Source organism: Burkholderia sp. AW33-5 (genome assembly GCF_053427615.1).
On the sequence record NZ_JBSAXA010000011.1, the window covers coordinates 130,575 to 152,883 of the forward strand.

20 protein-coding genes are annotated in these 22,309 nt (G+C 68.0%); 5 read left to right on the forward strand and 15 right to left on the reverse strand.

Annotation, left to right across the window (positions count from 1 at the left end):
• The first annotated feature begins 54 nt into the window (after window positions 1-54).
• Window positions 55-1,653 carry an alkyl hydroperoxide reductase subunit F gene (gene ahpF / locus ACV22V_RS19040; protein ID WP_448015071.1) on the forward strand — a complete coding sequence of 533 codons (1,599 nt, stop codon included), beginning with the start codon at window positions 55-57 and terminating at the stop codon, window positions 1,651-1,653.
• 114 nt (window positions 1,654-1,767) lie between these two features.
• Here the strand turns inward: ahpF and ACV22V_RS19045 are convergent, their stop codons facing one another.
• From ACV22V_RS19045 to ACV22V_RS19080, 8 genes are all read right to left on the reverse strand, one after another.
• Window positions 1,768-2,580, reverse strand: a complete 813-nt coding sequence (locus ACV22V_RS19045) for an extensin (RefSeq protein ID WP_448015073.1) — start codon at window positions 2,578-2,580, stop codon at window positions 1,768-1,770.
• Between the two features lie 251 nt (window positions 2,581-2,831).
• Entirely contained in the window at window positions 2,832-3,386 is a 555-nt protein-coding gene (locus ACV22V_RS19050) for a carboxymuconolactone decarboxylase family protein (RefSeq protein ID WP_059818878.1), read from the reverse strand.
• Between the two features lie 25 nt (window positions 3,387-3,411).
• A complete protein-coding gene (locus ACV22V_RS19055) occupies window positions 3,412-4,746 on the reverse strand; it encodes an aspartate aminotransferase family protein (RefSeq protein ID WP_448015074.1) in 1,335 nt (444 codons plus the stop codon).
• Window positions 4,747-4,761: 15 nt separating this feature from the next.
• Window positions 4,762-5,811: a C45 family autoproteolytic acyltransferase/hydolase gene (locus tag ACV22V_RS19060; protein ID WP_448015075.1), complete on the reverse strand. Its 1,050-nt coding sequence runs from the start codon at window positions 5,809-5,811 to the stop codon at window positions 4,762-4,764.
• Window positions 5,812-5,831: 20 nt separating this feature from the next.
• Window positions 5,832-6,560, reverse strand: a complete 729-nt coding sequence (glnQ, locus tag ACV22V_RS19065) for a glutamine ABC transporter ATP-binding protein GlnQ (RefSeq protein ID WP_059524930.1) — start codon at window positions 6,558-6,560, stop codon at window positions 5,832-5,834.
• Entirely contained in the window at window positions 6,557-7,264 is a 708-nt protein-coding gene (gene glnP, locus ACV22V_RS19070; RefSeq protein ID WP_175912039.1) for a glutamine ABC transporter permease GlnP, read from the reverse strand. Before glnP ends, glnQ begins: the two co-directional genes overlap by 4 nt.
• 15 nt (window positions 7,265-7,279) lie before the next feature.
• Window positions 7,280-8,032, reverse strand: a complete 753-nt coding sequence (gene glnH, locus ACV22V_RS19075; protein WP_059700050.1) for a glutamine ABC transporter substrate-binding protein GlnH — start codon at window positions 8,030-8,032, stop codon at window positions 7,280-7,282.
• A gap of 388 nt (window positions 8,033-8,420) precedes the next feature.
• Window positions 8,421-11,963 carry an ABC transporter ATP-binding protein/permease gene (locus ACV22V_RS19080; protein WP_448015077.1) on the reverse strand — a complete coding sequence of 1,181 codons (3,543 nt, stop codon included), beginning with the start codon at window positions 11,961-11,963 and terminating at the stop codon, window positions 8,421-8,423.
• 120 nt (window positions 11,964-12,083) lie between these two features.
• Here ACV22V_RS19080 and ACV22V_RS19085 point away from each other — a divergent pair, with 120 nt between their 5' ends.
• Window positions 12,084-13,037, forward strand: a complete 954-nt coding sequence (locus ACV22V_RS19085; protein WP_448015079.1) for a LysR family transcriptional regulator — start codon at window positions 12,084-12,086, stop codon at window positions 13,035-13,037.
• Between the two features lie 48 nt (window positions 13,038-13,085).
• Here ACV22V_RS19085 and ACV22V_RS19090 read toward each other — a convergent pair whose 3' ends face one another.
• Window positions 13,086-13,457 (reverse strand): MAPEG family protein, encoded by a 372-nt coding sequence (locus ACV22V_RS19090; protein WP_448015080.1) that lies wholly within the window; start codon window positions 13,455-13,457, stop codon window positions 13,086-13,088.
• Between the two features lie 303 nt (window positions 13,458-13,760).
• On the opposite strand from ACV22V_RS19090, the gene alr reads away from it, so the two are divergent.
• On the forward strand, window positions 13,761-14,882 hold the full coding sequence (gene alr / locus ACV22V_RS19095; protein ID WP_448015081.1) for an alanine racemase: 1,122 nt from the start codon (window positions 13,761-13,763) through the stop codon (window positions 14,880-14,882).
• A 90-nt stretch (window positions 14,883-14,972) separates the two neighbouring features.
• On the opposite strand, the gene ACV22V_RS19100 is transcribed toward alr, so the two are convergent.
• The 6 genes from ACV22V_RS19100 to ACV22V_RS19125 all read right to left on the reverse strand — a co-directional run bounded on the left by ACV22V_RS19100 (window position 14,973) and on the right by ACV22V_RS19125 (window position 21,110).
• Entirely contained in the window at window positions 14,973-15,767 is a 795-nt protein-coding gene (locus tag ACV22V_RS19100) for an enoyl-CoA hydratase (RefSeq protein ID WP_059690201.1), read from the reverse strand.
• A gap of 240 nt (window positions 15,768-16,007) precedes the next feature.
• The gene (locus ACV22V_RS19105) at window positions 16,008-16,373 is read right to left on the reverse strand and encodes a response regulator (RefSeq protein WP_006765703.1); all 366 of its coding nucleotides are present in this window, start codon (window positions 16,371-16,373) and stop codon (window positions 16,008-16,010) included.
• A 36-nt stretch (window positions 16,374-16,409) separates the two neighbouring features.
• The gene (locus ACV22V_RS19110; protein ID WP_059524919.1) at window positions 16,410-17,369 is read right to left on the reverse strand and encodes a chemotaxis protein CheX; all 960 of its coding nucleotides are present in this window, start codon (window positions 17,367-17,369) and stop codon (window positions 16,410-16,412) included.
• A gap of 26 nt (window positions 17,370-17,395) precedes the next feature.
• Window positions 17,396-17,980, reverse strand: a complete 585-nt coding sequence (locus ACV22V_RS19115; protein WP_448015082.1) for a hypothetical protein — start codon at window positions 17,978-17,980, stop codon at window positions 17,396-17,398.
• Complete coding sequence (locus ACV22V_RS19120; RefSeq protein ID WP_448015083.1) at window positions 17,977-18,717, reverse strand: methyl-accepting chemotaxis protein; 741 nt, start codon at window positions 18,715-18,717, stop codon at window positions 17,977-17,979. Before ACV22V_RS19120 ends, ACV22V_RS19115 begins: the two co-directional genes overlap by 4 nt.
• A gap of 2 nt (window positions 18,718-18,719) precedes the next feature.
• A complete protein-coding gene (locus ACV22V_RS19125; protein WP_448015085.1) occupies window positions 18,720-21,110 on the reverse strand; it encodes an ATP-binding protein in 2,391 nt (796 codons plus the stop codon).
• 96 nt (window positions 21,111-21,206) lie between these two features.
• Here ACV22V_RS19125 and ACV22V_RS19130 point away from each other — a divergent pair, with 96 nt between their 5' ends.
• Window positions 21,207-21,602, forward strand: a complete 396-nt coding sequence (locus tag ACV22V_RS19130; RefSeq protein WP_448015087.1) for a hypothetical protein — start codon at window positions 21,207-21,209, stop codon at window positions 21,600-21,602.
• Window positions 21,599-22,288, forward strand: coding sequence for an alpha/beta hydrolase (locus ACV22V_RS19135; protein WP_448015089.1), 690 nt, complete (start codon window positions 21,599-21,601; stop codon window positions 22,286-22,288). Before ACV22V_RS19130 ends, ACV22V_RS19135 begins: the two co-directional genes overlap by 4 nt.
• Window positions 22,289-22,309: the final 21 nt, after the last annotated feature.

Here is a 22,309-nt window from a genome sequence, read left to right on the forward strand (position 1 = left end):
CTTCTCCGGCACGACGTGCCCGACCATAATTATCAATACGGAATCCGAAACGCCATGCTCGACGCCAATCTCAAGAACCAACTGAAAGCGTACCTCGAAAAGATCACGCGCCCGATCGAACTCGTCGCGTCGCTCGACGACAGCGCGAAATCGCAGGAACTGCTTGCGCTGCTGAACGAGATTGCGTCGCTGACGTCGCGCGTGACCGTGACCGAACGCCGCGACGATGCCGAGCGCAAGCCGTCGTTCTCGATCGGCGAACCCGGCAAGCCGGCCGGCATCCGCTTCGCCGGCATCCCGATGGGCCATGAATTCACGTCGCTCGTGCTCGCGTTGCTGCAGACGGGCGGCCATCCGCTCAAGCTCGACGACGACGTGATCGAACAAATCCGCGCGCTCGACGGCGATTACGCGTTCGAGACGTATTTCTCGCTGTCGTGCCAGAACTGCCCGGAAGTCGTGCAGGCGCTGAACGTGATGTCGCTGATCAACCCGCGCATCCGCCACGTCGCGATCGACGGCGCATTGTTCCAGAGCGAAGTCGAAGCACGCCAGATCATGGCCGTGCCGACGATGTTCCTGAATGGCGAATCGTTCGGCCAGGGCCGCAGCAGCGTGAAGGAAATCCTCGCGAAGCTCGACACGGGCGCCAGCGCCCGCGCCGCGAAGTCGCTCGAGAACAAGCCGGTGTTCGACACGCTGATCGTCGGCGGCGGCCCGGCCGGTGCGGCCGCCGCGATCTATTCGGCGCGCAAGGGCATCGCGACGGGCGTCGTCGCCGAGCGTTTCGGCGGCCAGGTGCTCGACACGATGGCGATCGAGAACTTCGTGTCGGTGCAGGAAACGGAAGGACCGAAGTTCGCCGCGGCGCTCGAGCAGCACGTGAAGCAGTACGACGTCGACATCATGGACGTGCAGCGCGCCGACGCGCTGATTCCGGGCGACGTGCACCAGATCCGCCTCGCGAATGGCGCCGTGCTGAAGGCGAAGACGATCATTCTCGCGACCGGCGCGCGCTGGCGCGAAATCAACGTGCCGGGCGAGCGCGAATACCGCAACCGCGGTGTCGCATACTGCCCGCACTGCGACGGCCCGCTGTTCAAGGGCAAGCGCGTGGCGGTGGTCGGCGGCGGCAACTCGGGTGTCGAGGCCGCGATCGACCTGGCCGGCATCGTGACGGAAGTCACGCTGATCGAATACGGCGCGCAACTGCGCGCGGACGAAGTGCTGCAGCGCAAGCTGCGCAGCCTGCCGAACGTGACGATCGTCACGCAGGCGCAGACGACCGAGCTGACCGGTGACGGCAGCAAGCTGAACGGGCTCGTCTACAAGGATCTGCGTTCGGGTGAAACGAAGCGGGTCGATCTCGAAGGCGTGTTCGTGCAGATCGGCCTCGTGCCCAACACCGAATGGCTGAAGGGCACGATCGAACTGTCGAAGCACGGCGAGATCGTCGTCGATGCGCGCGGTGCGACGTCGGTGCCGGGCGTGTTTGCCGCCGGCGACGTGACGACGGTGCCGTTCAAGCAGATCGTGATTGCGGTGGGCGAAGGCGCGAAGGCATCGCTCGGCGCGTTCGATCACCTGATCCGGCAAGACGCGACGCCCGCTGCCGCCGACGCCCCGCAGGCCGAAGAAGCGATCGCCGCGTAACGCGCGACGCACCACACAGGTTCGTGTCTCTTGGCCCCGCATGCCCTGGTCGGCGTGCGGGGCCCTTTTTCATCCTGCATCGAGCGGCGCTGCGCGAGCGCGGCCGCTCCCTTCTCACTGCGCCACGCCAGGCCCCGCGTTCGCCGGTGTGGCTGCCTTGAAGCTGCTCGACTGCTTGACGAGCTGGTCGGTCATCGCGGCGGCGACCGGATTCGCGCCCGTCGTCGCGTGCTGCCGATCGGCGCTCGGCGTCGCCACGTATTGCGGCGGCGGCAACGACGGATCGAGCTTTGCCGATTCCCGCACGAGTGCAGCGGTTTCAGGCGTTTCGGATTTCATCGCGGGGGGCGCAGCCGCGTGCCGCTCGAGCCCGTCGCGCTTGCGCGCCGCGCGCTGGGTCGGCTGCTCCGCCTGCTGACTCGGCCGAGCCGCCTGCGTCGCCTGGGCCGGCGGCGTCGATTGCACGGGTTGCGCTGCTTGTACCGGCGCTTTTACGGGCGGAGCGGGCTGGACTTTCGGCGGGGTCGCAACCTCCGGCTCGACAGTCACGACATGGACGGTCGGCGGCGGCGCACTCGGTTTCGCCGGTGGCGCCGGCGCGGCGACGACCGGCGCGACGGCAGCGGATGCCGGCGCCGCGCTCGTACGCGCAGGAGCCGCGGATGGCGGCCGTGCGGCCGCTGGTTTCGGCGCGGCCTCATCCACGTGCGTGGAAGGGACGGCGACCGCCGCAGGCGGCGCGATCGTGCCTTGTGCGGTGTGACCGTCGTTCGCCGCCGTCACGGCGGCGGCAGGGGCTGCGGAATCGCCGATGCCGGCCTCCGCGATCGCGCGGTGGTCCGCACGCAGCAGCATCACGTAGCCGGTGCCGGCCGCGGCAACCAGCAGGCCGCCGGCGATCATCAATGTCTTACGGGTACTAGTCATGCTTGCTCACCGATCTTATCGACGTGAACAAGCCATCATACGCGTGCGATCGCGGCTGATCCCGCACGAATACAATTGGTTTCATTGATGTCGACCCCAGAGCGGCGCGGCCTTGCCGCACTGCGTCGCCCTATCGTCAGACGGTTCGACATCGCTCCGGCGGTATTTCATCGGGCGATCGATGTCGCGGAAGATCCCGCCATTCGCGCTGAAGCACACGCAATGAACGCGATCCCCCCCGCATGCGGCGATTACTCCGGAAACGGCAAATCCGTTTGTCCGTCCGCGCGCATACCGAACGTGTTGAGCGTCATCGCCACGAGCGCGTAATAGCCGAGCAGCGCGACGAGGTTCACGACGGTCTCGTGGCCGAAACGCGCCTGCGCGCGCGCGAACGTCGCATCGCTCACGCGCCGCGTGTCGTACAGCTCGCTCGCGAACGCATGGATCAGCGCATCGTCGTCCGACTCGAACACCGGCTCGACGCCGCGGCGGATCGCGTCGGCCGTCGCGGCCGGCACACCGGCATCGAGCGCGATCGGATGATGGATGTGCCACTCGGCCTGCGAACGCCAGCGCGCGGCCGTCACGAGAATCGCGAGCTCCGACAGTCGCAGCGGCAGACCCGTGCGATAGCGGCAGAACGCGCCGAGCCGCTGCGCGTGCTGCGCGAGCTCGGGACTCGCGATCCAGCCGAGGAACGGCCCGTTCAGGTTGCCGCGCGGGCCGCTGAGAATGTCCGCGAGCACGGCCTTCTGCTCGTCGGTGGCCGATGCGGGATCGAAGGGAGGCAGTCTGTCCGTCATGGTGAGGATTCGATGAGGTAAAGGTTCACGCGCCGGCCGATGCGAGCGCCGCATCGATCGCGCCGGACAGCCGTTCGACGATCGTGTCGATCTGCTGCGCAGTGCAGACGAACGGCGGTGCGATCAGGATGTGATCGCCGTGCACGCCGTCGATCGTGCCGCCCATCGGATACACCATCAGCCCGCGCTGCATCGCCTCGCGCTTGACCGCCGCATGCAGCTTCAGCGCGGGATCGAACGTCGCCTTGCTGTCGCGATCGCGCACGAGCTCGACGCCGACGAACAGCCCGCGACCGCGCACGTCGCCGACATGCGGATGCGCGCCGTAATGCTCGCGCAGCGACGCGCGCAGTTGCTCGCCGCGCGCCTTCACGTTGTCGAGCAGCTTCTCTTCGGCGATCACGCGCTGCACTTCGAGCGCGGCCGCGCAGGCCGTTGCATGACCGAGATACGTGTGGCCGTGCTGGAAGAAACCCGAGCCGTCGACGATCGTGCGGTAGATGTGATCGCTCACCAGCGTCGCGCCGATCGGCTGGTACCCTGCGCCGAGCCCCTTCGCGATCGTCAGCAGGTCGGGGGCGACGCCATCTTCGTCGCACGCGAACAGGTAACCGGTGCGCCCCATCCCCGACATGATTTCGTCGAGGATCAATAGCACGCCGTACTTGTCGCACACCGCGCGAATCTTCTTCAGGTAGCTACGCACCGGCGGCACCGCGCCGGCCGTCGCGCCGACCACCGTTTCCGCGACGAATGCCGCGACGTTTTCCGCGCCGAGCTCGACGATCTTCCGCTCCAGCTCGTCAGCCAGGCGCTGCGCATAGGCTTCGTCGGTTTCACCGGCCTGCTGATCGCGATACGCATAGCACGGGCTCACGTGATGCGCTTCGATCAGCAGCGGCAGGAACGGCTCGCGCCGCCATGCGTTGCCGCCGATCGCGAGCGCACCGAGCGTGTTGCCGTGATAGCTCTGGCGACGTGCGATGAAATGGCGGCGCTGCGGCTCGCCCTTCTCGACGAAATACTGACGCGCGAGCTTCAATGCGGCTTCGATCGCCTCGGATCCGCCCGACACGAAATACACGTGTTCGAGACCGGCCGGCGCGGCCGCGACGAGCCGGTCGGCCAATTCTTCCGCCACGTCCGTCGTGAAGAACGACGTATGCGCGTACGGCAGTTGCTGCACCTGCCGCTTGATCGCATCGATCACGCGCTGGTTGCTGTGGCCGAGGCACGACACGGCCGCACCGCCGCACGCGTCGATGTAGCGTTTGCCGGTCGAATCGATGATCTCGATGCCGTCGCCTGCAACGGCGACGGGCAAGGTGGCGCGTGGAGCGCGATGAAAAACGGTCGTCATGCGTTGCCTCATGGATCAGGACGCGCTGCGCGCGTGCGCGGACGGCACGATGCGCGTCGCGAAGCGCTGCGCGCCGTGCTGGTGAATGGTGAAGTCGATCGCGGTGTCGCGAGTCGCGAACACGGCGGTCGCCAGCGTGTTTTCGTCGTCGGGGTCGGCCGGATCGTCGCGATAGATCGGCAGTCCTTCCGGTGCGCGGTCGCCGAGCACGCGCAGCAGCGCGGCTTCGTCGATCGCGTCGATGCCCGGCGTCAGCGCATCGACACGCCGCTGACGATCGCCGGACGATTGCGTGACGATCTGCGCTTCCCCCTCGCATCCCGGATGCACGAGATGGTTCGCGTGACCGGCAAGACGCGCGACTTCGACGACCGAGCAGCGCGCGACGCTCGCCTCGATGCTCAGGAGCCGCGTATCGCCGGTCGCGCCGAGCGTGTGGTGAAAGCCGCTCGCGCGCGCATGCGTGCGCAGCACGTCGGCGGCCGCATCGAGCGATGTGGCGTCGAGCACGGCGCGCGCGAGGATCATCCGCGGCACGCCGAGCGCCGGCGTGCGGATCCGCAGGTTGTTGATCGCCTGCGCGATGCCCGCGCGGTTCGCGGCGAACGTATGCCCGGGCAGCGAGCCCGGGTAGTAGAAACTGATGAAGCCCGGCTTGCCTTGCGGCTGCACGTCGACCAGCAGGCAGCGCTCGCGCAGGTACGGATCGCCGTCCTCGTTGTGCGCGATCCAGCGCGTGCCGTGCGCATCGCGCCCGGCGAGCGTCGTGCAGCCGTCCGGCGCGTGATGGATCAATTCGCCGCGGCAGTTCCACAGAAAGATGTCCTCGGCCGGCCAGCCGATGCCTGCCGCGATCCCGTCCAGTTCCGCAACGAGATCGGGGTACGCGGCCAGCGCGGCCTGTCGCAGCGCGGCGACGAACGGATGGCCGCGCCAGCGGCGCACGGCCTGCCATGCGCTGCTCTGCTGCATGTACGCATCGAACACGGGGCGGGCAAGCTCGCCGAGGCGCACGCCGATGTCGAACGGCGTGCCGGCGATGACGGGAGACGAGGAAAGCGGCATGTCGGTTGATTCGGTTTCGTTCAGGACACGTGTTTCAGGAATTCCTTCAGGCGCGGTGTCGGCGGGCGGTCGATCAGGTCGACCGGATGGCCGTCCTCGGCGATGCCGCCCTGATCCATGAACAGCAACCGCGTGCCGACCCGCTTCGCGAAGCCGATCTCGTGCGTGACGACGATCATCGTCATCCCTTCGGTCGCGAGATCCTGCATCACTTTCAGCACTTCGTGGCGCAATTCCGGATCGAGCGCCGACGTCGGCTCGTCGAACAGCATCAGCCGCGGCCGGATCGCGAGCGCGCGTGCGATCGCGACGCGCTGCTGCTGGCCGCCGGACAGCTCCGACGGATAATGATTCGCGCGCGATTCGAGGCCGACCTTGTCGAGCAGCGCCATCGCCTGGTCGCGCGCGTCGGCGCGCGACGCGCCGCGTACCTGGGTCGGCCCGAACATCACGTTCTCGAGCGCGGTCATCTGCGGAAACAGGTTGAACTGCTGGAACACCATGCCCGCTTCGAGCCGGATGTTGCGGATCGTCGATGCGTTGCCGCGCACGCTCTGGCCGTCGACCAGCAGCTCGCCGCTCGTGATTTTCTCGAGCGCGTTGATACAGCGCAACATCGTCGACTTGCCCGAGCCCGACGGACCGATCACGACGACCACCTCGCCCGCATCGATCTTCAGGTCGATATGCTTCAGCACCGGCACATGGCCGAAGCTCTTCGACACGTTCTGGAATTCGATCATGCTCATAAGATGCGCATCCTCTTTTCGACGAGCCGAAGCGTCAGCGTCATCGCGCCGGTCAGCATCAGGTAGATGACGGCCACCGCGGTCCAGATCTCGACCGCCTGGAAATTGCCGGCAATGATTTCCTGCCCCTTGCGCGTCAATTCGCCGACGCCGATCACGATGAACAGCGACGTGTCCTTGAGGCTCACGATGCACTGGTTGCCGAGCGGCGGAATCAGGCGCCGGAACGCGAGCGGCCCGACCACCTTCAGCAGCACGCGCGGCATCGACAGGCCCATCGCGAGCCCCGCTTCCGTCAACCCCTTCGGGATCGACAGCAGCGCGCCGCGCACCACTTCCGCGAGATACGCGCCCGAATTCACCGTGATCGCGATGATCGCGGCCGTCAGGCCGTCGATCCGGATATGCGCGAGCAGCGGCAACGCGAAATACAGGAACATCACCTGCACGACGATCGGCGTGCCGCGGATCAGTTCAATATAAACCTGTGCGAGCACGTTCATCGCCTTCGGTCCGTATGCGCGGAACATGCCCGCGATCATCCCGACGACGAATCCGCCCACCAGCCCGAAAAATGCGATGAACACCGTCAACCGGACCCCGTCCATCAGGTCCGGCAACGCCGCCCAGATCGCCGACCAATCGAAATTCACCTGTCGCTCCCCGTCCGATTCAAGACCGGCGCGGCCGCCCGGCCGCGCCATGCTGTGCCGTCACACTCACATCTTCGGCGGCTCGGCGCCGAACCACTTCTTGTAGATCTGCGCGTAGCGGCCGTCGGCCTTGATCTTCACGAGCGACGCGTTGACCTTCGGCACGAGCGCGCTGCCCTTCGGGAAGCCGATCCCGTACTTGTCGCCGCTGACCGGCTGGCCCGCGACCTTCACCTTGCCCTTGCCTTCGTTGTTCACGAAGAACAGCACGTTCGGCGTGTCGTGCATCGCCGCGTCGACGCGGCCGGCCTCGAGCGCGAGATAGGCCTGGTCGATGTTCGGGAACTGGCGGATCTCCTTCGGCTTCAGGTGCGCCTTGATCCAGTCGATCGTCGCGGTGCCCGTCTTCGCGGCGATCACCTTGCCGTTCAGGTCGTCGATCGACTTGATCGTCGTGTTATCCGTCTGCACCATCGCCGCGAGGCCGCTGTCGTAGTACGGCGCGGAGAAGTCGATCGCCTTCTTCCGCTCTTCCCTGATGGTCATCCCCGACAGCGCGACGTCGATGTTCTGCGTCTGCAGCGCCGGGATCAGGCCCGCGAAATCCATCGGCTGGATCGTGTATTTCCAGCCCTGGTCCTTCGCGATCTCCGCCCACAGGTCGAGATCGAAGCCGACGTACTTGTCGCCCTGCTTGAACTCGAACGGCATGAACGACGTATCGGTCCCGACGACGAGCGTCCTGGTATCCGCGTGCGCGATGCTGGCGCCGAGCGCGGCGACCACCGCGACGGCTTTCAGGAAGGAACGGCGACTCATGACTTTTCTCCGCATGGTTGAGCGATGTAACCGGCCGGCTGGCCGGGGAACGACGACATCAAGCCGCACCGCAACATGCGATGTTGAATTAGACCTTAGTGCAACAAGTGTTGTCAACACGGATACTACGACAACAAAAAAATACTCAACAGGAAAATGAATCGAGACAAACCCGAGCCGCACGGGCGGGATTGATCGGAGGAAAGGCGTGCGCGGATGGGCGCATGGCGTGGAAGCGCGGAACGCCCGGCAATTCGGCGTGACCGGAGGGCCCCGTTGCGCGCCGACGCCGCGGCGATCGTGATGCCGGCCACCGCCGGCGCGGCTCAACGAACGGCGTGTACCGCGAGCGACAACGCCGTTCGGCACCGCCTCGAAGCGCGGTCGGTCACGCCGCCACCCCGCTCGCCTGATGCGAGACCAGCCGCGCATACGCACCCTGTCGCGCGATCAGCGCCGCATGCGTGCCCGCCTCGATGATCCTGCCGTGCTCGATCACGAGGATCGTGTCCGCGTTGCGGACGGTCGACAACCTGTGCGCGATGATGATCGACGTCCGCTGCGCCATCAGGTCCTCCAGCGCCGCGCGGATCTGCTGCTCGCTGATCGTGTCGAGATGCGAAGTCGCTTCATCGAGGATCAGCACCGGCGCATCCTTCAGGAACGCACGCGCGATCGCGACGCGCTGGCGCTGCCCGCCGGACAACTGCACGCCGCGCTCGCCGACCCGCGTCGCGAGCCCGTCCGGCAGCCGCGCGACGAAATCGCCGAGCGCCGCCTGATCGATCGCGCGCTGCACGTCCTCGTCCGATGCATCGTTCGCGGCAAGCCGGATGTTCGCTTCGAGCGTGTCGTTGAACAGATAGGTGTCCTGCGCGACGAGCGCGATGTGCCGGCGCAGATCGTCGAGCCTCAGGTCGCGCAAATCGGTGCCGCCGAGCGTCACGCGCCCGTGTTGCGGATCCCAGAAGCGCAGCAGCAGGCTCGCGACGGTCGACTTGCCGGCGCCCGATGCACCCACCAGCGCGACCGTGCTGCCGGGCGGCACCTCGAAGCTCACGCGATCGATCGCCGGCACCCCGCGTCCCGGGTACGTGAAACCCGCTTCCTCGAACCGCACGGTCGCGTTGCCGGACAGCGCGTGCGTGCCGTCGACGACCGTCACCGGCTCCTTCTCGAGCGCGCGCAGGCGCCGCGTCGACGCGATCGTGTCGGCCAGCTGCCGCGCGACCTGGCCGATCTCCGCCACCGGCATGAACGCGGCCACCGCGACCAGCACCAGCAGCGGCAACGATTCGTGCGCGAACCAGCCACGCGCGCACAGCAACGCACCGAGCGCAGCGACGGCCAGCCCGCCGAGCCCGCTCGCGACTTCGAGCGCGGCGCTCTGCGACGACAGGTCGTCGAGCAGCTTCGCGCGCTGCTGCCTGTACGCGTCGGCTTCCGCGACGAACGCGGCACGCCGCCGCGCGAGCGCCTGGAACGCGGTCAGTTCCGCCAGCCCCTGGATCGTTTCGGTCAGATGCGCGCCGAGCTGGCCGAGCGCCTCGCGGGCACCGGTGCCGAGCCGGTCGACGTCGCGCCGCGCCAGCACGGGCGCCAGTCCGGCCCACAGCAGGAACGGCAGCAACACCAGCGCGAGCGGCCATGCGACCGACGCGAGCAGCACCAGCACGCCGGCCGGCACCAGCACGGCGACGAACGCCGGCGCGAGCGTATGCGCGTAGAAGTATTCGACGGTCTCGACGTCCTGCGTCGCGAGCGCGACCAGGTCGCCGGAACGGCGGCGCAGCAACCCGGCCGGCGCGAGCCGTTCGAGCGTCGCGAACAGCGCGATGCGCATCTCGGCGAGCAGCCGGTACGCCATGTCGTGCGCGAGCCACGATTCGAGCCAGTGCAGCACGGCCGCGACCGGCGCGACGACGAGCAGCGCCGCGACGAGCGCGCCGTTCGCGTGTCCGGTCGACACGCCGCCGACCACCAGCGCACCGATCACGCCGACGCCGATGAACGCGAGCACGCGACCGATTCCGAACAGCACGGTCAGCACGACCTTGCCCTTCCACGGACTGACGAAACGCAGCAGCGCGCGCAACGTTTCGGGCCAGCCGATGGTCGCCGCATCGTCGTTCAGCGGCCTGACCTGCGGGCCCGACGCGGCGCGTGCGCCCACGCCGCCGGCGGTCGCGGCCATGCCGACGGCTTCGGCGGCGGCCTCCAGCTGCGGCCCCATCAGCCGGCGATACGGGCCGTCGCGCGCGATCAGTGCCGCATGCGTGCCCTCGTCAACCACCCGCCCGTGGTCGAGCACCAGGATCCGATCGGCGCCGATCACGCTGGACAGCCGGTGCGCGAGCACGAGCGTCGTGCGCCCGCGCGTGAGCCGGTCGAGCGCCTGCTGAATCAGCGCCTCGTTCTCGGCATCGACCGACGACAGCGCCTCGTCGAGCAGCAGGATCGGCGCGTCGCGCAACAGCGCACGCGCGATCGCGATCCGCTGGCGCTGACCGCCCGACAGCATCAGCCCGCGTTCGCCGATGCGCGTCGCATAGCCGTCGGGCAACGCCGAAATGAAATCGTGCGCGTTGGCGGCGCGCGCGGCCGCGATCATGTCCGCGTCGCTCGCATCGGGACGGCCGAGCCGCAGGTTGTCGGCGACGCTGCCGTCGAACAGCGTCGCGTCCTGTGCGACCACCGCGATCATCTCGCGCACCTGGTCGGCGTCGAGCGTGCGCACGTCGTGGCCGCCGATGCGGATTGTGCCGCCCTGCGCATCGTGCTGGCGCAGCAGCAGGCGCACGATGGTCGACTTGCCGGCACCGCTCGGGCCGACGATCGCGACCGTCTCGCCTTCGCGCACCGTGAAGCCCAGCGACGCATGCGCGTCCGCGCGACGCCCCGGATACGCGAAGCTGACGCCGTCGAACACGATCTCCGGCCGCACGTGCGGCACGCGCGATGCGACTGCGGGCGGTGCGTCGCCGCCCGCGTCGAGCAGCGCGTGAATCGCGTTCGCCGCCGACTGGCCGATCATCCCCTGGTGCAGCACGCCGCGCAGGTCGCGCAGCGGCCGGAAGATTTCGCTGCCGGCCATCAGCACGATCAGCAGCGCCTCGAGACTCATGTCGCCATGGCGCACGCGCCATGCGCCGACCGCGATCGCCGCCGCCGCGCCGAGGCCGGTGCCGAGATCGGTGAAGAGCCGCGTCAGCAGCCCGAGCGCGAGCACCCAGAACGTGCTGTCGGACAGCGCGCGCGCCTTGGCCGCCAGCTTCGCGCCGAACGCACCGCTTTGCCCGAACGCCTTCAGCGTCGGCAAGCCCTGTACCGCGTCGAGAAACTCCTCGCCGAACGCCTTGAACGCGGCCGAGCGTGCGAGCGCCGCGCGCCGGTCGGCGCGATGCACGAGTTGCGGCAGCGCGAGCGTGACGAGCGCCGCGACCAGCAGGATCGCGGCCGTCGGCACGTCCCACCACGCGAGCACCGCGAAGATCATGACCGGCGCGCACGCGGCGATCACGAGCTGCGGCAGGTAGACGCCGAAGAAGGTCTGCAGTTGCTCGACGCCGTCGACGACGGCCAGCATCACGCCGCCCGTGCGCTCGCCGCTGAACCAGGCGGGGCCGAGCGCGGCGATCCGGTCGAACAGCCGCGCGCGCAGCGCGGACTGCACGCGCCCGGCCGTGTGCTGCGCGAGCACCGTGCGGCGATGATCGAGCCATGCACGCAGCAGCACGCAAGCCGCCGTTGCGGCGACGGTTTCCGCAATATCGCGCGCCGGCGCGCCGGCAAAAACGAGCGCCAGCACGCGGCCGAGAAACACGAAACGCAGGATGCCGACACTCATCGCGAGCAGCCCGAGCGCAACCGCGGCGGCAACCCGCCAGCGCATTCCGGCCATCATCGCCCATAGTCGTCGGTCGAAATACATGAAGCCCTCCGGTCGGTTTTTTGGTTGTGATTCGATTGACCGGACCAAGGCTACCCGCGCACCCGACGCGCGGCAAAAGATGATTTTTCAACGGGTGTTGAGTCAACTACAATACCCCGCATGTCGCACCTTCCTCCCCTCAGCGCGCTGCGTGCTTTCGAGGCGGCCGTCCGCCTTGGCGGGTTCGCGCGCGCGGCGGCCGAGCTGAACGTGTCGACGAGCGCCGTCAGTCACCAGATCCGCGCGCTCGAGGCATCGCTGGGCGCCCGCCTGCTCGAACGCAGCACCGGGCTCGGCGGCATCGGCCTCACGCAAGCGGGCGCCCGCCTGCTGCCGGCCGTCAGCGACGCGCTGTCGAAGCTGACCGACGCGTGCGACGAGATTCGCGGCACCACCGCGCAACGACTGACGGTGTCCGCCAATGCGCCGTTTTCGTCGATGTGGCTCGCGCGTCGCCTCGCGGAGTTCTCGTCGCTGCATCCCGAAACGCCGCTGCATGCCGTCGTGGTCGAGGACGAACCGGATTTCGCGCGCAGCGGCGTCGATCTCGCGATCGTGCACGTGCCCGCGCACCGGCTGCGTGACGACGATGACGTGTTGATGCGCGAAACCGTGTTTCCGGTCTGCAGTCCCGAACTGTATCCGCATGCATCGGGCTATGTATGCCGCTCGCGGCTGCTGCAGGAGATGCACGAGGACAGCCCTGAAATCGACTGGCGCAACTGGGCCGTGCACTTCGGCTTGCCGGACGACTTCGAAACGAAGATCGTCCGCTACAGCAGTTTCAGTCAGGTGATCGGCGCGGCGCTGGGCGGCGCGGGCATCGCGCTCGGGCGCGTGCCGCTGATCGAGCCCGAACTGCGCAGCGGCCGCCTGGTGCCGCTGGTGCCGGGCCTCGCACGCGATGCGTCATGGCGCTTCGTGCTGCGCCGCAATCCGTCGGCGCGGCATCGGCTGCTCGATCCGTTGATCGCGTTCCTGCGCCGCGAAGCCGATGCACCACCGTTCCAGCTCGCGAAGATCGTTGCGCCCGCATCCAACGACAGTCACGCGCGCGGCGCGGGCGGTGCGTAGCGAACCCGCGCGCCAGGCCCGCGCCGGGGCCGCCCGTTCATCTTCTCGTCACGGCGCGGCAAAGAACAACGCGACGACGCAGGCCATCCCCGCGAACCACACGAGCGAGCGCAGCGACGCCCAGTTCAGCAGGTACGTCAGCACATAGACGACGCGAAGCGCGACGAACCCCATCGCGAGTTGATCGACGTGATGCGCGTTCGCGCCGTTGTGCCATGCGACGACCAGTGCGGCCGTAAACAGCGCCAGCGCTTCCCACGCATTCTGGTGCGCGGCCTGCGCCCGCGCGCGCCAGCCTTCGAGCCTTGCCAGGTACTCGCGCGGCGCGCGGTTGTCGTAGCCCTTGCGGGCCTTGACCAGGAACGTCATCGGGAACGGCAACAGCGCCACGATGAACAGGCAGATCTGGGACGTCGTCATCAAAGTCTCCTCCTTTATGATTACATTGATCAATGACACGGTCGCGCAGAGCTTAGCATTGCGCCGAGTTGTTCGCGCACCGGTTTTCTAGACGGGAGACTCGGCAAAACCGCCTGCCGAAGGCAGTGACGGCATGGATCCGGCACAAAAAATTCCACCAAATCGCCAACAAATACGTTAATTAAAACTGGTCGAACACCAATAAGATAGCGCTCAACACTGGCTTGGCGTGTTGCCGCGCCAGCCTGCTCACCCGCGCCGCGCCGCCGCGTGCGCCGAACGACTTTCGACCCGAGCCCGCCCATGCCCCGTCCCATCGTCGCCCATATCCGTCCCGACGCCGTCCGCCACAACCTCGATTTCATCCGCCGCACCGCCGCGCAATCGCGCGTATGGGCCGTGGTCAAGGCCAACGCATACGGTCACGGGATCGAGCGGATCTATCCGGGCCTCGCGGCCGCCGACGGCATCGCGCTGCTCGATCTCGACGAAGCCGTGCGCGTGCGGGACCTCGGCTGGGACAAGCCGGTGCTGCTGCTCGAAGGGATCTTCGAGCCGATCGACGTCGAACTGGCCGATCGCCATCGGCTGACGGTGGCCGTGCACTGCGACGCGCAGCTCGATCTGCTGATCGCCGCGAAGCCCCGGCAGCCGATCGACGTCCAGCTGAAGATGAACTCCGGGATGAACCGGCTCGGCTACCGGCCCGACGCATTCCGCGCCGCGTGGGAACGCGCGGCGGCCGCGCCGTCGATCGGAAAGATCACGCTGATGATGCATTTCGCGAACGCCGACGAAGGCGAAGTCGACTGGCAGCTCGATCAATTCGATGCGGCCACGGCCGGAATTCCGGGCGAGCGCTCGGCATCGAATTCGGCGGCCGTGCTGTGGCATCCGCGCGCGCATCGCGACTGGGTCCGGCCGGGCACGATCCTGTATGGCGCGTCGCCCACAGGCGCGTCGCGGCACATCGCCGACACGCCGCTGATGGCCGCGATGACGCTGACGAGCAAGATCATCGGCGTGCAGACGCTCGCGCCGGAGGAAACGGTCGGTTATGGCCGTCGCTTCACGGCAGACCGGCCGATGCGGATCGGCGTCGTCGCGTGCGGCTACGCGGACGGCTATCCGCGCCACGCGCCCACCGGCACGCCGATCGCGGTGGATGGCGTGATGACGCGCGTCGTCGGCCGCGTGTCGATGGACATGCTGACCGTCGACCTGACGCCGTGCGCGAACGCGGGCATCGGCTCGAGCGTCGAACTGTGGGGCGATCAGGTGAAGGTCGACGACGTCGCGGAAGCCAGCGGCACGATCGGCTACGAGCTGATGTGCGCACTCGCGCGCCGCGTGCCGGTCGTGACCGTGCCGCCCGGCGCGTCGACGGTGCAGCCGGCGCTGCGCACGGGCAGCTACGGGCGTTGATGCCCGGCGCGGATGCGGCGGCACGCTCGCTGTCGCCGCGCATCCGGATCAGCGCGCTGGCGCGGGCAAGGCGCACGCGCGGCCGCCGCGCTACGAACGCCACACCGGCTTGCGTTTCTCCAGGAACGCGTCGATCCCCTCGCCGGCATCCTCTTCCATCATGTTGCGCGCCATCACGTCGCCCGCAAACGCGTACGCGTCGTCGAGCGGCAGTTCGCGCTGCCGGTAGAACATCTGCTTGCCGTAGCGCACCGCCGCCGGGCTCTTCGCGACGATCTCCGCGACCTTGCGCGCGACGGCCGCGTCGAGCGCATCCTCGGGCACGGCCTCGTTGACGAGCCCCCAGGCAGCCGCCGTCGCCGCATCGACGAAACGCCCGGTGACGAGCATGTCGAACGCGCGCTTCGCCGACACGTTGCGGCTCAATGCGACGGCAGGCGTCGAACAGAACAGCCCCACGTTGATTCCGGATACCGCGAAGCGCGCGGTGTCCGCTGCGACGGCGAGATCGCACGCGGCGACGAGCTGGCAGCCGGCCGCCGTCGCGATGCCGTGCACGCGTGCGATCACCGGCACCGGCAACGCGCGCATCGCGAGCATCACGCGGCTGCATTGCGCGAACAGCGTGCGGTAGTAATCGAGTTCGGGTTTGGCGCGCATCTGCCGCAGGTCGTGGCCCGCGCAGAACGCCTTGCCCTCGGCGGCAAGCACGACGCAGCGCACGTGCGGATCGGCGGCCAGCGAATCGAACGCGTCCTGCAGGCTCGCCAGCATCGCCTCCGACAACGCGTTGAACTGTTGCGGCCGGTTCAGCCGCAGCGTGACGACGCCGTCGCGCACGTCGCGCAGCAGGATCGGCTCGGGTGTTTCGTGACGGGATTCCATGATGCTCCGCTCGACGGGGTTCGATCGGGCGCGAATCCGCAGCACCGGCAGCGCGGGCGGCTCGCGCCCGGATTCGCGATCGACATGATCACGAATCGTCCTCCACATTGCGCGCGGCGTCCAGCGGGGCCGACCAGCCGGCCGCGAAGCCGGCTTGCACGTCACCGCACCGTGAAGCGAAGGCCACCCAGGCTGCCCATCGATCGCCGCTCGACGGCGATGCATCCCCCGCGTGCGCGCTCAGCCCGCGAGCTTCTTCAGCGCGTCGAGCACCGCGTCGCCCTTGAACGGCTTCACGATCCAGCCCTTCACGCCGGCGGCCTTGCCGCGCTCCTTCATCGCCGGGCTGCTTTCGGTCGTCAGCATCACGACGTTGACCGACGTATTCGCCAGCTCGCCGCGGATCTTCTCGACCATCGTCAGGCCGTCCATGTTCGGCATGTTCACGTCGCTGATCACGAGGCGCACGCCGGGCGTCGCCTTGAGCTTCGCGAGCCCGTCCTTGCCGTCCACCGCCGTCGCGACGTCGAGCCCGTGATTGCGCAGGAACCCCGCGACTTCGTCGCGCACCGTGCCCGAATCGTCGACCACCAGAATCTTTGCCATGCCGTATTCCCCTTTCCTTGTTGCTGACTTCAACATTCAAAACAGTTCGAGTTCGCCCGACTCGACCATCGGCCCCACGTCCTGCACGGACTCGCGGAAATCCTCCGGCGACCAGCTCAGGCTGAACACGAAACGCTGGTCGAGCCGCACCGATCGTCCCGACTCGGGGTCGGTCATCCGGTACTTGAAACACAGCTGCGGACAGTCGCCGCCGAACGAAATGAACTTCTGCTTGTGATTGACGACGAGCGGCACCTGCACGGGATGGCGCGCGAGCGCCTCCGCGTCGCCGAGATAGCGGTTCTTGAACGCGCCCCACACGAGGTTGGTCAACTCGCCGAGCACGTTGTTCACGTCGCGGAAATCGGGTGCGCGGCCGTCGTCGCGCGTGCCGCCGATCATGTCGAGCAGCGGTTGCTCGCTCGTCTGCAGCAGCATGTAGCCGCGGCACCACGCGCTTTCCAGCGCGATCAGGCTGAACACCTCGCCGAAGATGATCTGGTCGCGCACGATGCACGGCGTGTCGCGCTCGATCGCGAGGCCCGGAAACAGGCTGTCGAGCCGCGCCTCGGTGATCTCCGCGATGCCGCGCACGAGCGCGTTCGGGTAGTCGCGGCCGAACAGGTATTCGTCGATCGCGCGCTTGAGCGGCGTCAAGTCGTCGGCGACGTAGGCCGCGCACGCGACGCGCGCGAGCGCATCGGGCAGCCCGTCGCGCGACGCATTCGACGCGCGGCGCAGGATGATCGGCAGCTCGGGCCGCAGCGCATCGATCTGCGTCGCGATGATCGCGCTTTCGTCCGGCGAGCCGCCGTAGTCCTCGGCGAGCAGGATCGCGCCGAGATCGATGTTCGAGCGCAGCACCTTCAGCAGCCGGTTGCGCCGCACGGTCAGGCCGACCAGGTTGTGCTCGTCGCAGAAGCGCTTGATCGTCGCCGCATGCGCGCGGCTGTCGTCGAGCACGAGCACCTTGCTGACGGGTTGGTCTACGGTCATCTCGCGGAGTCCTTCCTCACAATCGGTCAAAACAGTTCGAGCTCGCCGCCCGTGTCCACGCTTGCCGCTTCCGGCACGTGGAAATCGACCGGCGCGTTCGCGCACACGCACAGCGTCGCGCCGATCCGCACGTCGCCGTCGAGCGTCACGTCGTACGCGGCCACGTGGTCGGGATGCAGCGCCGGCAGGTAGTCGACGCTCGCGCCGCTCAACAGGTAAGGCGTCGACATCCCAAGATCGGGGAACGGCGCGGTCAGCGCCTGGTTGATCGCGCCGCAGCACAGGTTCGCGACTTCCATGAACGCCTCGGGCAGCGGCCGCTGCGCGCTCGCGCCGGGCATCGCCGCGGCGAAATGACGACGCGTCGGTTCGTCGTCGCGAAAGCGCAGCGCGAGCAGCAGCCGGAAATGCAGTGCCGAGATCGTCAGCACTGCGACGTGTTCGGGCACCTTCGGCGTCGCGCGCGACTTCGCGCATGACGGATCGTGCGACGCGTCGTGCGCATCGCCGGCGGCCGGCCTGATTTCGCACGCGCCGCCGGACGCGAGCCGCGTGCGCGCCGCATCGAAGAAGATCCGCTCGAAACCGGCCCGGGCCTGCGCGGTGATCACGCCGCCGCTCCGTCGAGCCGCGCGTGCAGCTGCCCGGCCAGCGTCTCGACCGTCGCGAGCGCGGCCGTGATCATCTTGCCGCCGGCCTGGATGTCCTGGAACGTCGCGGCGGTCACGAGATCGTTGCGATTCAGGCTGTCGCGATAGCTGTTCGACAGTTGCTGCGAGCGCGCGGCGAGCCCGCGCACCTCGCTCGCGACGATCGAGAAACCCCGCCCGGCCGTGCCCGCACGCGCGGCCTCGATCGACGCGTTCAGCGACACGATCGACACGTGCGCGACGATCGCCGACAGCTCCTGGTTCTTCGTGCGCATGTCCTGGTTCTGCGTGGTCAGCGAGATCATCTGCTCGTGCCAGCGTTCGAACGTGCCGGCCAGCCCGCGCAGCCGCGCGGCTTCGTCGGCGAGCTTCGTCGCATGCTGCGACAGCGCGGCGCGCTCGGCCGCGAGCGCCTGCAGCGCGTCGCGCTGCTCGCCGGTGCCGGCCGCCTCGCGCGCCAGCGCCTCCTCGAGCGCCGCTTCGCGGCGCGCCCACGCCTGTGCCGCTTCGGCATGTGCGGCAACGGCTTCATCGGCCCGTGCATCGGCCGCGCCGAGCGCGGCGCGCAACGCCCCGGCTTCGCGCGTCAGCGCGGCAACGAGCCGCGCTCGCGTGATGCGACACACGATCGCGGCCACCGCCGCGACCACCAGGCCGCCCGCCAGCGCGGCGCCGATCGGGATCATCCACGCTTGCACGATCACTCCGCCACGTCGGCGTTCGCGATGCCGGCGCCGGTCGGCTGCCCGGCGTCGCGGGCCGCGCCGTCCGCCGCGAATCGCGCCGGCAGCGACACGATCGTCTCGAACGCGCGATACGACGCGCCGACGCGATCGTCGGTGAAGCGCAGCGCGATGTCGCCGCCGTCGCGCTTCAGGAAGTTGCGCACCGCGTCCATCCCGACGCCGCGCCCCGATACTTCGGTCACCGCGCGCGCGGTCGAGAAGCCCGGGCGAAAGATCAGTTCGGCCACCGCTTCGTCGGTCAGCGCGGCTTCGTTGCCGGCGTCGATCCAGCCGCGCTCGCGCGCGATCCCGCGAATCCGGTCGAGCGCGAGGCCGCGGCCGTCGTCGCCGAGCACGAAGCGCAACGCATCGTCCTCCACGTCGACCGCGATGTCGATCTTGCCGGCCGGCGCCTTGCCGGCCGCGCGACGCTCTTCCGACGTTTCGATCCCGTGGTCGATCGCGTTGCGCAACAAGTGCATGAACACGTTCTTCAGCGTCGCGCCGATCTCGCTGCGCACGCGATGGCCGTTGCTGTCGATATGCACGACGGGCGCCGGCTTGCCGAGTTCGGCCGCGAGCGACGGCAGCGATTCGATCACGCCGCCCAGCGCATCGCCGATGCCCTGCGTGCCGAACTGGCTCAGCAGGCGGCGCACCGAATCGCGCGCCGCGCGCCAGTCGCTTGCGTTCGCCGGATCGGCGCCGTCGAGCATGCGCAGGCTCTCGCTGATATGCGCGCGCTCGACCATCAGGTAGTCGGCGCCGCCGTGCTGCGCCGCCTCGCCATGCCGGCCGAGCGTGACCGCGTTGATCGTCGCGTAGTGGTCGACTGCCTCGCGCACGCGGGCCAGGTCGTCCATCAGCGCATCGCGATTCCACTCGGGGCCGCCGTCCGCGCGGCGCAGCGATTCGTACGCCTGCTCCGCTTCGTGCACGATGTTGGTCAGATGCTGCAGGCTGTACGTGCGCGCGTTGCCCTTGATCGTGTGCATGTTGCGGAAGAGCGCCGCGACAATCGAATGATCGGCGCGTTCGTGCTGGCGGATCATCCGCTCGTTCTCGCTGAGGAAGCCCTTCGCGCTGTGCACGAAGTCGTGGAACTTGTCCTGGCTGATCGACAGGATCTCGCCGATCATCTCGAGACGGCGCTGCTGCTCGCCGGCCTGCGCGGTCAGCTCGCGAATCTCGGTCACGTCGCGCACGCACAGCATCAGGCGCACGACCGTGTCGGTCTCGTCGGTGATCGCCGACCAGCTCAGGTCGAGCCATTTCTCGCGGCCGTCCGGCATCCGCTTCGCGACTTCGTTGACGAGCAGGTGCTCGTTGAACGCGAAGTTCATGCTGTCCTCGCCGAGGCACGCATGCACGGCCGCGTCGACCTGCGAGCGCGCGTCGGAACCGATGCTCGAATCGTCGAACACGAGCGCCATCAGGTCGCGTCCGGCGATGTCGCCGGTCTCGAAGATGGTCTCGAGGTAAGCCGAATACTCCGCATGCACGACGCCGCCTTCGACGACCGTCAGGATCCCTTGCTGCATGTTCTGCAGCATCGCCTGGATGTCGGCCGTCTTCTGCTTCAGTTGCGCGGCGTTCTCCTGGATCTTCTCGATCATCCCGTTGAACGCGACGATCGAATGACCGATCTCGTCCATCCGGCCCACCGGCACGCGGCGCCTGAAGTCCTGGCTCGCGGCGATCTCGCTCATCGCCGTCTGCATCCCGATCAGCGGACGCGTGATCTGGCGATACAGCACGAAGCCGAGCGCGGTCAGCAGCACGACCACCGTGCCCGCCACGCCCGCGATCGCGGTGGCCGTCGTCGCGAGCATGCCGTTCAGCGCGCGGATCGCATCGTCCTTCTGGCGGTTCTTCTCGACGCGCAGCGTGTCGACGATGCCCTCGAGTTCGTCGCGATACTGCGCGACGTTCGCGAACAGGTACGCCTGCGCCATCTCGGGCTTGCCGTCGGTCTTCATCTTCACGGTGTCGTCGATCGCGGCGAAGTAGTTCGCGGCGCTGTCCTTCGCCTGCTCGACGAGGCCTTCCTGCGCGCGGCCGACCGCCGATTTCGCCTGGGCGTCGAGCGCCGCGCGCAGCGCGCCCTGCTTCGCCTTCAGCTCGTCGCGCGCCTGCGCGGCGGTGTTCGCGTCGGGCGCGTAGACCAGCGTCATCGTCGCGATCTGGATGTTCTTCACGTCGGCGACGAGATCCGCCGACGCGAGCGCGCTCGGCACGATTCCCTGGGTAACCTGACGCACCTCGGACGCGCTCTTGCGCGTCTGGTACACGGCGTACACGCCGATCGCGGACAGCGCGAAAAACGTCAGGACGACTAGCAGCGTAATGCGATGACGGATGGTCATGAGTACAGCTCCCCGCAGCGATCCGGCTTCGATCGCCCTTTTGTCTATTGAAAGAATGTGAGCGCCGAATTATCGGGGATGGTGTATGACTGTCCGATGACTGAAAATCAATCGGTCGTTGAGAAAATCGCAATGGTCAATTGCGGCGAGAAAATCCTAAAGTTTTTCTCGAATCGGCCGTTAACTTCTGGCCTGAACGGCCCGGCGGGCGTTGCCGGCGGCCTCGATAAATCGAATCCGGATATTCATTCTTTTATTTGCGATCCGATAATTCAATCGGGCCGAATACCGGTAAAACGTTTGCGCATTATCCGCGAATTGAATCGGGCATGCACCTTCCGCCGCGCGGCCGGATTCGCCGCGCCGGCCGACATGGCGAATGGCCGACGATTCATTCCCATCAGGAAACAATCAATCGCCGTCCGGCGATTCACCTTCCCTTCCGCGCGTTCTAGACTGTCGGATCACTTCCCCACCGGATCCTTGCAATGACCGACGTCCTGCCGCTGACCACCGACTCCGAATCCGGCCTCCACTACCGGCTGCGCCCGGCCGCGGGCCGCCCCGTGGGCCGCCTGTTGCTGCTGCACGGCGTCGGCGGCAACGAAACCAATCTGCTGAATCTGGCCGGCACGATCGACCCGCGCATCGAAATCGCGTTCGTGCGCGGCCCGCTGACGTTCGGCCCCGGCCAGCACGCGTGGTTTCCGGTGCGCTTCGGCCCGAACGGCCCGGAAATCGATGCGGCCCGCGCGGAGGCGAGCCGTGTGCAGCTGATCGCCCTGCTGCGCGCATTGCGCGCCCGGGGCACCGACGACGAACACGCGGCCCCGCCCACCGTGATCGCCGGCTTCAGCCAGGGCGGCATCATGAGCGCGAGCGTCGCGCTCACGTCACCGGCCGATGTCGCCGCGTTCGCGGTGCTGTGCGGGCGCATCCTGCCGGAGATCGATCCGCTGATCGCGCCGCGCGACGCATTGAGCGCGCTGCACGCGCTGGTGATGCACGGCCGCTTCGACGACAAGCTGCCGGTCGCGTGGGCCGAAACCGCCGACGCGAAGCTGACGGCGCTCGGCGTCGCGCACGACACGCGCCTCTACGACGCCGGCCACGAACTCACGGCGGAGATGGCCGGCGACTTCGGCCGCTGGGTCGCTGCGCGCACCGGATCGAACTGAGCGCACGGGCGGTCGACCCGC